This is a genomic window from Streptomyces sp. CB02056, assembly GCF_001905545.1.
GTDB lineage: Bacteria > Actinomycetota > Actinomycetes > Streptomycetales > Streptomycetaceae > Kitasatospora.
On sequence record NZ_LIPD01000003.1, the window covers coordinates 499600 to 513039 of the forward strand.

General features: G+C 75.5%; 7 protein-coding genes and 3 tRNA genes. 2 read left to right on the forward strand and 8 right to left on the reverse strand.

The window, feature by feature from the left end; translation table 11 throughout:
* Nucleotides 1–73: 73 nt before the first annotated feature.
* From AMK13_RS45820 to AMK13_RS09640, 6 genes are all read right to left on the reverse strand, one after another.
* Complete coding sequence (locus tag AMK13_RS45820) at nt 74–1069, reverse strand: C40 family peptidase (RefSeq protein ID WP_074001829.1); 996 nt, start codon at nt 1067–1069, stop codon at nt 74–76.
* Entirely contained in the window at nt 1066–2340 is a 1275-nt protein-coding gene (locus tag AMK13_RS09620) for an SPFH domain-containing protein (protein WP_074001830.1), read from the reverse strand. Before AMK13_RS09620 ends, AMK13_RS45820 begins: the two co-directional genes overlap by 4 nt.
* Nucleotides 2341–2534: 194 nt before the next feature.
* Nucleotides 2535–4784 carry an Ig-like domain-containing protein gene (locus AMK13_RS09625; RefSeq protein ID WP_074001831.1) on the reverse strand — a complete coding sequence of 750 codons (2250 nt, stop codon included), beginning with the start codon at nt 4782–4784 and terminating at the stop codon, nt 2535–2537.
* 352 nt (nt 4785–5136) lie between these two features.
* A tRNA-Arg gene (locus AMK13_RS09630) sits at nt 5137–5212 on the reverse strand.
* Between the two features lie 34 nt (nt 5213–5246).
* Nucleotides 5247–5319: transfer RNA gene (locus AMK13_RS09635), tRNA-Arg, on the reverse strand.
* A gap of 263 nt (nt 5320–5582) precedes the next feature.
* Nucleotides 5583–5676, reverse strand: a tRNA-Ser gene (locus AMK13_RS09640).
* Between the two features lie 177 nt (nt 5677–5853).
* Here AMK13_RS09640 and AMK13_RS09645 point away from each other — a divergent pair.
* Nucleotides 5854–9384: a PAS domain-containing protein gene (locus AMK13_RS09645; RefSeq protein WP_107418703.1), complete on the forward strand. Its 3531-nt coding sequence runs from the start codon at nt 5854–5856 to the stop codon at nt 9382–9384.
* A gap of 67 nt (nt 9385–9451) precedes the next feature.
* On the opposite strand, the gene AMK13_RS09650 is transcribed toward AMK13_RS09645, so the two are convergent.
* Nucleotides 9452–11113 carry a long-chain fatty acid--CoA ligase gene (locus AMK13_RS09650; protein WP_074001832.1) on the reverse strand — a complete coding sequence of 554 codons (1662 nt, stop codon included), beginning with the start codon at nt 11111–11113 and terminating at the stop codon, nt 9452–9454.
* A gap of 216 nt (nt 11114–11329) precedes the next feature.
* Nucleotides 11330–12202, reverse strand: coding sequence for a DUF1906 domain-containing protein (locus AMK13_RS09655; protein WP_107418704.1), 873 nt, complete (start codon nt 12200–12202; stop codon nt 11330–11332).
* 152 nt (nt 12203–12354) lie between these two features.
* Here AMK13_RS09655 and AMK13_RS09660 point away from each other — a divergent pair, with 152 nt between their 5' ends.
* Complete coding sequence (locus AMK13_RS09660; protein WP_198959328.1) at nt 12355–13422, forward strand: EamA family transporter; 1068 nt, start codon at nt 12355–12357, stop codon at nt 13420–13422.
* Nucleotides 13423–13440: the final 18 nt, after the last annotated feature.

The window sequence follows — 13440 nt, forward strand, 5'->3', positions numbered from 1 at the left end:
CGAACGCGGTCCGGGCCCCGACAGCGGCGCGCTGTCGGGGCCCGGTACGGCCTTCGCCGTTACGGCCGCGCGGTCACGGCCGCCCGAAGTGGGTGGGGTAGTAGCCCTGGCTGAGGGTCGAGATCCGGACGGTCGTGCCCGGCCGGGGAGCCTCTACGAACTTGTTGCCACCGAGGTAGATCCCCACGTGGTGGATCCCCGAGGCCCGGCCGCTGTCGGACCAGAACACCAGGTCGCCGCGGCGCAGCTGCCCGGCGCTGATCGGCGTGGTCGCCGCGTACTGGTCGTCGGCCACCCGCGGCAGGCTGATCCCCGCGCGCCGGTAGGCCTGCTGGACCAGCCCCGAGCAGTCGTAGCCGGACGGGCCGTTGCCGCCCCAGACGTACGGCTTGCCCAGCTGGGCGAGCGCGTAGTCGATGGCCGACTCCATGTTCCCGGAGGCCGGTGCGGGGTTCGCCGACGGACGGCTCGCGGGGGGCGCGGGCTGCGCGGGGGTCCGGGCGGAGCCGCCGGACTGCCCGGTGCGGCTCGCGTAGACGTCGTAGTGGCTGGTCCAACGCCACTCGCCGCTGCCGTTCTTGAACCAGTACTTCGAGCCGTCCCAGCCCTGGCGCATCCCGGCGGAGGAGGCCGAGCCGTTGGAGACGGCCTGGGCGGCGGAACCGGAGGAGCCGGCGGAGCCGCCGGACTGCCCGGTGCGGCTCGCGTAGACGTCGTAGTGGCTGGTCCAACGCCACTCGCCGGAGCCGTTCTTGAACCAGTACTTCGAGCCGTCCCAGCCCTGCTTCCCGGCCGCGGCGTGCGCGGATCCGGCGCCGGCCGTCAGGCCGACGACGCCGGCGCCCGCCAGCACGGTGGTGGCCAGGCAGGTGCCCCGCACGGCCCGGTGTATTCGGCTGCCGCCGGCCGCCGCCGCGGAGCGGGCGGTGCGCGGCCGGACGACGCAGTTCGGGCAGCCGCAGCCCGCGAGCGCGGGGATGCTGCCGAGGCGCTCCTCGAAGCCGATCAGTCCGGGATCGCCGTCGGGGCCGATACCGGACTCGGCGTACGCGCCGGTGGCTATCCTCATGCGGGTCGTCCTTCCTTCCGCCCGGCACGGGCGGCCGGGGACGGTACCGAGGCGGCCACTCCGGCCGGGGCGACGAAGGCGACCAGCAGCTGCTCCATCAGCGCGCTGCGGGCGGCCTCGTCCAGTTCGTGCGCGGTGGCCCGCTCCAGTCGGCGGACGGCGAGCGCCGCGGCCTCGACCGCGTCGTCCACCAGCACCGTGCGCAGGCCCGCGTCCAGGTCGGCCAGTCTGCGCCGGCGCATCGACTCGGCCACCTCGGGCGCGTAGTCCAGGGCCAGCGGCTGCACCGAGTAGACCTCCAGGCCGGCCGGGGCGACCTCGGCGGCCAGCGCCCTGGTCATCTCGTCGGCGAACCACTGCCCGTCGCGCAGCGCGGGGCCGGGCGCGGCGTTGCTGTCGCAGGGCAGGGTGGACGCGGTGCGGGTGAGCACGGCCTGGACCTGCTCGCGCAGGTAGCTCTCGTGGTCCTCGATCGCGAGCAGCGCCCGCGCGGTGTCCTTGACCCGCCAGACGATCAGCAGCCGGACCACGATCGGCGTGCCGGTGCGGTCCACCACCTTGACCGGCTCGCTGCGCCAGTGCCGCAGCCGCACGTCCACCCGGCGGCGGCGCAGCAGCGGGTTGACCCAGACCAGGCCGGTCCGGCGGACGGTGCCCCGGTAGCGGCCCCAGCGGGTCAGCACCCGGGTCTCGCCGCCCGCGTTGGCCAGCAGCCCGGCGAGCGTGAACACCACCAGCAGGCCGGCGGCGGCCACCGCGGCGATCCACGGCGCGTCCACCTCCACCCGGCCGCTCTCCCGCGCGGCGCTGCCGCGCAGGTCAGGCAGCGCGTCCCAGTACGGGATGACGCCGGTGCGCAGCAGCACGAGCAGCACGCCGCCCACGCCGATCAGCACCGCCAGCAGGGCCAGCCAGCCGGGCAGCGCGGTGGCGCGCTGCTCGCGCAGCGCCTGGTCGGCGCGCGGCGGGCGCCGGGAGGTGATGGCGGTCAGGGCCCCGGCCACCGTGGGGTCCGGGAGTTCGATGGTCTCCGGGGCGGCCGACTCCAGCGGGTCCCGCAGGTCCGCCGAGCCGCCGTGGGAGGGGCTCGGGACGACGGCCAGCGGGGTGGTCGCCGGACCGCTGTCGGCCGGGCCGCCCGGCTTGAGGGTCTTGACGGCGGTGGTCCCGGCCAGCGGGCCGGAACCGACGGCGGAACGTTCCGGCAGGGCCGGCGGGAGCGCCTTGGGCAAGTTGTCGGGTCGCTGCGAAGAATCGCGGGTGACGTCCATGCACGGATCCTCTGGGTCGGTGTGTCGCGCAACGGGCGGCCCGGATCTGACGGGCAGTGCCAGGGTCAGGCTAAGTTCATACGTCATCAAATGCGACATTTGAGCCGAGGTGTGTCGACATTTACTGACGAATCATCCAAAGCCGACCTGACGCGCAGGCACATGAACTGATGGTCGGGACAGTTCGGCGCAGTTCAGCGCCGAGGAGCACCTGGCCTGCGAGCGAACACCCGACGGGTGATCAGCCCGAGGCCGGTGAGCACCAGCAGGAATCCGGCGATTCCACCGCGCCAGCCGGTCACCCCGGACCGCCCGGACGCGCCCTGCGCGGTCTCCACCGGCGGCGCCGCCAACGGCGGAACCGCGTCCCCGGCGGGCCCGGCGGAGTCGACCGGGTCGGCGGCTCCGGCCGGTGAGGGCCCGGGCCGCACCGCGACGACGGCCGCGGCCGGGGCGCCGTGGCCGGTAGCGGGGGCCGGCGTCAGGCTCGGGGAGAAGGCCTCGGCGGTCGAAAGGGTCGGGACGACGGGCCTGGTGGAAGCGACGGGCGTGGCGGACGCGTCCGCCACGGTCTTCGCGGGCCCGGGAGTCGCCCTCGACGGCCCCGCCGACGGGCCCGCCGACGGACCGGAGCCCACCGGACTCGCCGTCACCGGCCGTGCGCCCACCGGCGGAACGGCGACCGGCACCCCCGCTGGCGCCGCCACGACGGACGGAGTCGGCGAGGCCACCGCCGCACCCTGGGCGCTCGGGCTCGGCTTAGCGGGGCCCGAGGGCACCGCCGCCGCACCGGACGCCACCGGGCTCGCTGCCGAACTCGACGCCGACACCGCCGCCGTCGGGCTCGACGCCCCCGGAGCCGAAGCCGTCGCCGTTGCCGTCGCACTCGGAGCCGCCGCGCTCGGCAGCACCAGGCTCGGCAGTACCGAACTCTGCGCCGCCGCACTCGGCACCGCCGGGCTCGACGCCCCCGGAGCGGGCGCCGCCTCCGTCGTGGCGACCCGTACCGGCACCGGCTCCGCCGAGGCCGCGTTCCCCGCCCGGTCGGTCGCCGTGACGGTCAGCCACTGCTCCCCGGCCGCCAGGTCCCGGTTGGCCGTGCAGCTCCAGCTCCCGTCGAACGCCGTCGTCGCCCCGCAGAGCACCGTCCGCCGTTCCGGCTCCGCGCCCGCGCCGGCCCCCGTCGTGACCAGCACGTCCGTGCCCGGATCCGCCCGGCCGGCCAGCTTCGGCCGGCTGACCCGCACGGTCTCCCCCGGGGCCGGCGAGGTGAGCACCGGCCGGCCCGGCAGGGCGGTGGAGACGACCAGCGGGACCGGCAGCCCGGCCGTCCGGTTGCCCGCCCGGTCGACCGCGACCGGGGTGAGCAGGTGCTTCCCGTCCGTCAGGTCCTCGACCGGCAGGCAGGACCACGCGCCGCCCGCCGGCACCCCGGTGATGCACAGTTCGTCGCTGGAGCCCTCGTCGAGGACCGAGACGGTGCTGCCCGCCTCGCCGGTGCCGGTGAGCCGGAGCCCCGGGTCGTCGGTGTACGCGGGGACGGTGAGCGTGGGAGCGCCCGGCGGCACGGTCTTCACGTCGACCGTGACCGGATCGCCGCGCAGCACCACGCCGCCGCCGGTGGTCTCCACCGCGGTGAGGGCGTGCGGACCGACGGCCAGCTCCGTGCCGGGGCGGCAGGACCAGTCACCGCCGCTCCCGACCTCGGTCCGGCAGAGGACGGTGTCGCCCTCCCGGACCTCCACCGTGGCGCCGGCGACCGCGCCGTGGCCGCTGACCTGCGGGCGGGCGTCGGCGAGGACGGCACCGGCGACCGGCTCGGCGATCTCCGGCCGGGCGGCGCCGACGGTCAGCTCGATCCGCTGGTCGGCGGCCTGTCCGGAGTCGGCGAAGCCGCCGGAGGAGACGAGCTGTCCGGCGTCGCGGCCGATCCGCAGCCGGGCCCAGGTCTCGCCCGAGGCCGCGCCGGGCGGGACGGTCCACTCCAGGGTCGCGGTGGCGGCGCCGGCCGGGATCTCGGTCTGCACCCGCTGGGCGGGGTCGAACCGGCCGGTGCGGCCGAAGTCGATCCAGCCGGCCAGGGTGGCGGGCCGGTCGCCGACCGCGACCGGAACGGTGAGCCGGTAGTAGCGGCCGATCGCCGCCTCGGTGGGGAAGGGGAGGGCGATCGACACGTCGGCGCCGCTGCGGCCGGTGCGCACCGGGGCGGTCGCGCCGGCGCCCAGGAGGAGGTCGGAGGCCACGTGCGTGGCGGTGCCGTACTCCTGCGGGGCGGCGTCGAGGTCGACCCGGGCCGGGAGCCCGGAGGGCGGCACCGCCCGGTGTTCGGCGGACCGGGTGTCGGGGAACTGCCGGGCCGCCGCGAGCGGGACGTTCCACGCGGTCAGCAGCCCGCTCGCGAGGACGGCCAGGGCGACAGCCGTACGGGGAAACTGTCGGCTCATCCGGCTCTCCTTCGCGGTCGGCTGCCGGGGGGTGGGCAGTCTGCACAAGATCCGACAAAAAGGAATCACGATCCTGGGCCGGTCATACTGCGACACCGGTGCTTTTGGCCGTGTCCCACCCGTTCGGCGGTCATCCGGGCGGCAGGACGGGATGTACCCGAAACGGCTGCATTTCATCCATTAGGCGGCAATCGGCGCCACCCGAACGGACGCGGGAATGGCACCTCCAGGCCCATTCGGCGGACACCGGCCTCCGGGACGCGGCCACCCACCCGTGGCCTGTGTTCGAATCACTCGCCGGGTACGCCGGGGAAACGGAGAAGCCCCCGGCCGGTGGCCGAGGGCTTCTCGATGGTGCGCTCAGCAGGATTCGAACCTGCAACCTCTTGATCCGTAGTCAAGTGCTCTATCCGTTGAGCTATGAGCGCAAGGAACGGGCGAACCCGATCTTGCGGAGTTGAGTGCGCTCAGCAGGATTCGAACCTGCAACCTCTTGATCCGTAGTCAAGTGCTCTATCCGTTGAGCTATGAGCGCTCGCCCTGGTGAACGTTGCCGCCGGGGCGTTGCGGGGACAACATTACATGACCTGCGGCGTAGGACGAAATCGGTTGTTCCGGGCCTCACCCGACCCCTCCCGACCTCCTCCCGCGCGCCGCCGGGGCCGCGCTCCGGGCCGTCCCGGACCGCAGCCGGACCGCAGCCGGACCGCAGCCGGACCGCAGCCGGACCGCAGCCGGGAACGTGTCCGGGAACGCGAAGAGCCCCCGTCGACGAGATCGTCGACGGGGGCTCCCGACTGGCGGAGGCTGAGGGATTTGAACCCTCGATCAGGAATAACCCCGAAACCGCATTAGCAGTGCGGCGCCATAGACCGGACTAGGCGAAGCCTCCCCACAGGGATCGTACCCGCGCGAGCGGAGCCGTTCCGTGTGTCAGTGATGATGCCACAACCGTGGGGCTCGGCACCAACCGCCGCCAACGTTACTAGGCGGGTCGACTCCGCCGCAAAGAAGAATGAGATACTGCCGTCTCCGGAGGAGCTGCCCCGAGCCGAGGAGACCTGTCGACGTGAGCAGCAGGCCGATCCGAGGCGCTGCTCGCCTCGCCGCCATACTCGACGCCCTGCCCGACGCGTTGCTGCTGGTGAACAGCAACGGCACCGTCGTGGACGCCAACAGCGCGGCGGTCCAGGCGTTGCAGGCGCCGGGCACCTCACTGGTCGGCATGGGCGTGCTGGGTCTGCTGCCCGAGTTCGACCCCAGCCGCATCCCCGGCTCGATGCGACCGGCCACCCGCGACGGCGACGCCCTCGACCGCCCGGTCCGGATGACCGCCCACCGCACCGACGGCACCACCTTCCCGGTCGAGGTGTCCGGCAACGACTTCGCCGACGACGGCGACGGCCGCGGCTACGCGCGCTCCCCGTACGACTCGTACCGCGAGAACTCGCCCTCCTCCTCCGACCTGCTCCTGCTGCTGGTCCGCGACCTCTCCGGCCGGCTGGGCGTCGAGGCCGAGCTGCGCCGCCAGCACAAGCAGACCGAGATGATCCTGCGGGCCGCCGCCGAGGGCGTGCTCGGCGTCGACCTCGAAGGCCGCTGCGTGCTGGTCAACCCGGCCGCCGCGCACATCCTGGAGTACCGGGCGAGCGAGCTGGGCGGGCGCGAGCTGCACCCGCTGATCCAGCACTCCCGGGCCGACGGCACCCCGCTGGCGCTGGAGGAGTCGGCGCTGCTGGACACCCTCACCTCCGGGCGCAAGCACCGGGTGCGCGGCACCGTGCTGTGGCGCAAGGACGGCCGGCCGGTCACCGTCGACCTCACCACCGCCCCGGTCCGGGACGGCGACCAGCTGGTCGGCGCGGTGATGACCTTCACCGACCGCAGCCGCGAACTCGCCCTGGTCGCCCGCAACGAGCACCTCACCGCCGTCCTGGAGAGCGAGCTGGGCAGTGCCCTGAACGCGCTGAACGAGCGGCTGGACGCGCTCGCCGCCGACCCGGCCGGCCAGCTCTGGCCGGAGGCCAACTGGACGCTGCGCCGGCTGGCCGCCGAGTGCCGCCGGTACGGGAAGCTGATCGACGGGGTGCTCGACCACCAGCGCTGCGAAGCCGGCGAGAGCGGCGCCGCCGAGGCCAAGGACGGCAAGGACGGCAAGGAGCCCAAGGCCGGCGCCAAGGACGGCAAGGACGGGCCGAAGGCCGCGTCCCGGGTCCCGGTCGGCCTGGACAAGGTGGTCCGCCGGGCCGTCGAGGAGGCCGGCGAGCTGGTCGGCCCCGGCCGGGTCCGGTTCTCGGTGCACGCCGCCGCGGTCGAGGTGATCGCCGACGAGCGGCGGCTGGCCCAGGCGCTGGCCCACCTGGTCGCCGACGTCAGCGGCGTCGGACTCTCCCTGGACGCCCCCGTCGCCCCGTCCCCCGGTCTGACCGTGCCCGGGCTGAACGGCGCCGCCGCGCCCGCGCTGCCGCCCGCCCCCGAGCCGCCGACCGTCGTGCTGGCCGCCGCCCAGCGCGGCGAGGTCGCCCGGGTCGAGATCCGCGGCCCCGGCGTCGGCGGCAGCCCCGTCCACCTGCCGATAGCCCGCGCGGTGGTCGAGCGCCACGGCGGTGTGCTCCAGCCGCACGAGCTGCCCGGCAAGGCCGGCACCACGTACGTCGTCGAGCTGCCGCTGGACCCGGTCGCCGCGAAGGCCGCCGCCGAGCGCGCCGCCGCCGAAGGCCGCTCCGACCGGCCCAAGGAGAGCGACAGCGCCGTCCTGCCGGAGCTCCCGGGCATCCCGCAGCTGCCCAGCAGCGGCGAGGGCGCCGAGCCCGCGGCGGCCGACGAGCAGCCCGCTTCCGAGACCCCCGAGGCCGCCGCGGCCCCCGCCGCGGAACGGGCGCCCGCCGAGGAGCCGCCCGCCGAGCGGCGCGGCCGCCGCGGCCGCCCGGCCGCCGAGACCCCGGCGTCCGACACCCCCGACACCCCCGACGTCCCCGGCGTCCCCGGTGCCCCCGGCAACCCCGACATCCCGGCCGACCAGTGGCCGAACGCCCCCGCCCGGGTCGAGCGGGCCGTCCCCGAGCAGTGGAACGGCACCGGCAACGACCCCGCGTACGGCCGCCAGGGCCTGGCCGGGCCGAACGGCGCCCAGAGCGACCCGTGGGGCAAGGACGACGGCCGCTCCGGCCCCGCCTACGCCGTGCCCGTCGAGGGCCACCGGGCGCAGCCGAACCGCCCCGGCGGGCGCGAGCCGCTCGCCCTCGGTCCGGCGCCCGCGCCCGCGCCCGCCGCCCCGGACGGCACCCCGCCCGGCGGCACCCCGACCGCCGAGGCGGCCCAGGAGCAGGCCTCCGGCGAGACCAGGCACCGCCGCCGCCGCGCGCTGCCCTCGGCCGAGGAGTCCTCCGGCGGCTTCGCCCTGCCCGGGGCGGCCGACACCCCGGTCTACCCCGGTCTGGAGCACGCCCTGCCGGCCGGCCCCGCGCCCGCGCCGCCCGAACCGGCCGCCGCCCCGACCGGGCGCCGCCGCCGGCTGGCCGTCCCGCCGGGGCCCGGCCCGGACGCCCTGGTGAACGCCTCCGGTCCGTCCGGACAGGGAGGCCAAGGAGGCCAGGCCGGCCAGGCGCAGCCCTCCCCCGGCACCGCGCTGGCGCCCGCCCGGGCCGCGCTGCCCGCCGCCGAGGAGCCGTCCGGACCGCGCCCGGTCGGCACCGGACTGGGCGAGCTCGCCCCGCCGCGCCAGCTCGGCCCGGTGCCCGCCGCCGCGCCGCAGCCGCCCGTCCCGGCCGACGCCGCCCGGACCGCGCCGCGCCCGATGGCCGAGCTCCCGCCCGCCGAGGAGCGGCCCGCACCCGAGCAGCCGTCGGCCCCGACCGGCGAGCTGGCCAACACCCGTCGGCTGCTGGTCTGGCCCGAGCCCGACCCGGCCACCAAGCAGGCCCTCCAGGCGCGCGGCTACCTGCCGGTGATCGTCCGCTCCCGCGAGGAGGTGGACGCCCAGGTCCCCGGCTTCCCCGCCGCCCTCTTCGTCGACCCGCTGACCGGCCCGATCACCCGCACCGCGCTCCAGTCACTGCGCACCGCGGCGCTCAACCGCCGGGTCCCGGTGCTGGTCACCGCCGGCCTCGGCCAGGCCACCCGGGACGCCGCGTACGGGGCCGACCCGGCCGTCCTGCTGCGCGCCCTCGCACCGCGCGACGGCGAGCAGCACGCCCCGCGGGTGCTGCTGGTCGAGGGCGACCCGGACATCGCCGCCGCCATGATCAGCAGCCTGGAGCGGCGCGGCATGCACGTCGAGCACGCGGTGGACGAGAACGACGCGGTGGCCCGGGCCAGCAGCGTGCAGCCCAACCTGGTGGTGATGGACCTGCTGCAGATCCGCCGCCGCCGGGTCGGCCTGCTGGACTGGCTGCGCGCCAACGACCGGCTGCACCGCACCCCGCTGGTGGTCTACACCTCGGTGGACCTCGACCCGCGCGAACTGCCCCGGCTGCGCACCGGCGAGACGGTGCTGTTCCTCGCCGAGCGCTCGACCAGCGAGGACGTCCAGTCCCGGATCGTCGACCTGCTCGGGCGGATCGGCGCGATGGGCGAGGCGGGCGTCGCCGCCGCCGGCTGAGGCGCGCCGCACACGTGGAAGGGCCGGCCGCCCCCGTTCGTACGGGGGCGGCCGGCCCTTCGCGCGGTCACTCCTTGCCGAGCACCGTGACGTCCAGCTCCTCGGCCGCGTAGCTGGCCCGGATCACCTTCTTGTCGAACTTGCCGACCGAGGTCTTCGGCACCGACTCCACGATCGACCAGCGCTCCGGCAGCTGCCAGGAGGCGATCCGCTCGCCCAGGAAGGCCCGCAGCTCCTTCAGCCCCGCGGTCGCGCCCGGGCGCAGCACCACGGTGGCCAGCGGGCGCTCGCCCCACTTCTCGTCCGGGACGGCGACCACGGCGGCCTCGGCCACGTCGGGGTGGGCCATCAGGGCGTTCTCCAGCTCGACCGAGGAGATCCACTCGCCGCCGGACTTGATGACGTCCTTGGCCCGGTCGGTGAGGGTCAGGTAGCCGTCGGCGGTGATGGTGCCGACATCGCCGGTGCGCAGCCAGCCGTCCTCGGAGAACTTGTCGTCCGGGCGGACCGGGTCCTGGCCGGCGCCGCCGTAGTACGCCCCGGCGATCCACGGGCCGCGCACCTCCAGCTCGCCCGCCGAGACGCCGTCGTGCGGCATCCGCTCGCCGCCCGGGCCGATCAGCCGGGCCTCGACGGAGGCCGGGAAGATGCCCTGGGTGATGCGGTACGGCCACTCCTGCTCGGGGGTGAGGCCGCCCGGCGGCTGGGCGAAGGAGCCGAGCGGGGAGGTCTCGGTCATGCCCCAGGCGTGCAGCACCCGGATGCCGTGGCGCTCCTCGTAGGCCTTCATTAGGGAGGGCGGACAGGCGCTGCCGCCGATGACCACCATGCGCAGGCTGGAGGTGTCGTAGTCGCCGGCGTCGAGCTCGCCCAGCAGGCCGGCCCAGATGGTGGGGACGGCGGCGCTGACGGTCGGGCGGACGGCCGCGATCATCTCGGCCATCGGCTTGGGCTGGAGGAAACGATCCGGCATGAGCAGGTTGGCGCCGGACATGAAGGCCGCGTGCGGGATGCCCCAGGCCTGGACGTGGAACATCGGGACCACCGGCAGCGCGGTGTCGCTCGGGGTGAAGGCGAAGTTGTCGCCGGTGTTGACCTGGAGGCAGTGCAGGTAGACCGAGCGGTGGCTGTAGAGCACGCCCTTCGGGTCCCCGGTGGTGCCGGAGGTGTAGCAGAGGACGGCGGCCTGCCGCTCGTCGATGTCACGCTGCCACGGGTACTCGGTGGGCCGGCCGGCGATCAGCTCCTCGTAGTCGTGCACGCCGCCCGCGAAGCCGGCCAGCACCGAGCGGTCGCCGGGGCCGCTGACCACGATGTGCCTGAGGGTCGGCGCGAGGTCCGGCAGGACGGCGGCGAGCAGCGGCAGGACGCTGCCGTTGACGATGATCACGCGGTCGGCGGCGTGGTTGACGATGAACGACAGCTGCTGGGACGGCAGCCGCAGGTTCAGCGTGTGCAGCACGGAGCCCGCCGAGGGGACGGCGAGGTACGCCTCCAGGTGCTCGGCGTTGTTCCACATCAGCGTCGCTATGACGCTCTCCTCGGTGCACCCGAGCTCGTCGCGCAGCGCCCAGGCGAGCTGGGCGGCGCGGGCGCCGACCTCGGCGTAGGTCCGGACGACCGGGCCGGTGCCGTCCCAGGTGGTCACGGTCGAACGGCCGTGGACCGTGGACCCGTGCTCCAGGATTCGGGCGACGGTGAGCGGAACGTCCTGCATCGTGCTGAACACGGGTCCTCCTTGACCTGGCGGCACTGGGGGCTGCGCTCGCGGCACCTACCGGGCGGTAATGCGCGCGGACGTGCCCGATTGTGCCGCTCCCACCCCCTGCTGTCAGTATCCCGGCCCCGTTGCGCGGATCACGGATTCGTCCCGGTTCCGCCCCCGGCCCGCTCCCCGCCCGGTGAGGGCGACGGGTCGGCGGCGGCGGATCTCAGCGGGCGGGTCTCAGCGGGCGGTCGGGCCGTCCACGTGGTTGCGGTCCACGGTGAGGGTGGCGCCGCCGAACGTCTCCTCGACGTTGCCGTGGTACTGGTGGACGCGCTGGTGGAAGGTCCAGAGGTCGGGGGCCAGGGCGCCGGAGCCGTCGGTGTCGGCCTGGCCGTCCCAGCGGGCGTACCAGAGCGCGTCGGGCATCGGGGAACCGCCGGCCCGGGCGGCGGCGGCGAGGTCCGCGATGCCGGAGTCGAGGCTGGAGTAGAAGCCGGAGCGGTAGCCGGCGGCGTGCAGGCCCGCCGTCCAGCCGAGGGTGAAGTCGACCACGGCCTGGCCGCAGGCCGGGTCGCGCAAGGGATAGGCCTCGATGTCCAGGTAGACCGGGCTGCCCTTGGCGAAGCCGAGCGCGCGCAGGGACCGGGCGGCCTCGTCCGCCTCCTCCCGGCCCTGATCGACGGCCTTCCCCGGGTCGATCCGCTTGGGCTTGTGGCCCGGGTCGGCGCACGGCGCCTGCAGTCCGACGTGCACCGGCAGGAACCGCCAGCCCAGCGCCCGCACCTGGCGCACCCACTCGGCGGTGAGCCGCGGCTGGCCGCAGCCGCGCTGGGAGCCGCTGGTGTAGACGCCGAGCGCCCCGTACGGGGAGGCGTCGCGCCAGGCCTTCAGGGTGTCGAGCGGCGGTGCGGTGCAGGCGTCGAAGGCGGGGCCGCTCCAGGTGTCGCGGGCCCGGGGCGGGCCGGACCGGTCGGGCAGCCTGACGGCCCGGATGCGGGGGGCGGCGCCGGCGGCCGGGGTGACGGCTTCGGCGTTCACGACCGTCCCGTCGGTGGCCAGCAGGAGCACGAGGGCGGCGGCGAGGAGGGCGGCGGAGCGGAGATGGCGCACCCCGCCTTGATACTGACGGTCCGTCGGACGACCGCGGCAGCCACGCCGCGACACCCGCGCGAGTCCACCCTTTCGGACGCACCCGTCCGTATCCGTCCCGATTTTTGTAACGAGCTTGCTGGTTCATCACTCCTTACGGCAAACTCACAAATATGCCCACCTCCCATACCAGCGAAACCCCTGCCGCCTCGTCGTCGGCCGCCGCCGTCGCCGAGGCCCTGGCCATGCCGCCCTCCCCCAAGGGCGAGCCCGCCGGCGAGCGGGGCAGCTGGCGACGAGGTGGGGCGTCCGGCCCCTCGGCGCCACCCGAAGTCCACCCCGGCCGGTCCACCGGCCGGTTCGGCAAGGTCCTGCGGCGCCCGGAGCGGATCCCGGCGCCGCTTCTCTGTCTGACCGCGATGTTCCTGGTGCAGACCGGCATCGCCCTGTCCAAGCCGCTGTTCGGCCCGCTCGGCGTCAGCGGCACGACCTTCCTCCGGCTCGGCTTCGCCGCCGTCATCCTGCTCGCCGTCACCCGGCCGAAGCTGCGCGGCAAGCGCCCCCGCGACCTCGCCGCGGCCGCGCTGCTCGGCATGGCCTCGGCCGGGATGACCTTCCTGTTCGCCGGGGCGATCGACCGGCTGCCGATGGGCACCGCCGCGACCATCGAGTTCCTCGGCCCGCTCGCCGTCGCCCTGGTCTTCGCCCGGCGCGCCAGCCACCTGCTCTGGGCGCTGCTCGCGGCCGCGGGCGTGGCGCTGCTGACCCTGCTCGGCGAGGGCGACGGCGGCGGATCGCTCGACCCGGTCGGCCTGCTGTACGCCTTCGGGGCGGCCGCCTGCTACGCCCTGTACATCCTGTTCACCGACAAGGTCGGCGCGGCCTTCCAGGGCTTCCAGGGCCTGGCGGTGTCGATGACGGTCGGCGCGCTGACGCTCGCGCCGTTCGGGCTCGGCCAGGCCTGGCACGGGCTGACGGCGCCCGAGGCCTCGCCGATGGCGCTGCTCGCCGCGGTGGCCGGGGTGTCGCTGCTGCTGCCGGTGATCCCGTACGCGCTGGAGATGACCGCGCTGCGACGGATGCCGCAGCGGGTGTTCAGCGTGCTGGTCAGCCTGGAGCCGGCGGTCAGCGCGCTGGTCGGGCTGGTGGTGCTGGGCCAGCTGCTGGGCGCGCCGCAGCTGGCCGGGATCGGGTGCGTGGTCGCGGCCAGCGTGGGGGCCACGCTGACCGGGCGACGGTAGCCCTCGCTTCGGTCCCCA

Bases quoted from the DNA above. Each gene is read 5' to 3' on its own strand.
- AMK13_RS45820 (WP_074001829.1), bottom strand. From the start codon at position 1,069: ATGAGGATAGCCACCGGCGCGTACGCCGAGTCCGGTATCGGCCCCGAC.
- AMK13_RS09620 (WP_074001830.1), bottom strand. From the start codon at position 2,340: ATGGACGTCACCCGCGATTCTTCGCAGCGACCCGACAACTTGCCCAAG.
- AMK13_RS09625 (WP_074001831.1), bottom strand. From the start codon at position 4,784: ATGAGCCGACAGTTTCCCCGTACGGCTGTCGCCCTGGCCGTCCTCGCG.
- AMK13_RS09660 (WP_198959328.1), top strand. From the start codon at position 12,355: ATGCCCACCTCCCATACCAGCGAAACCCCTGCCGCCTCGTCGTCGGCC.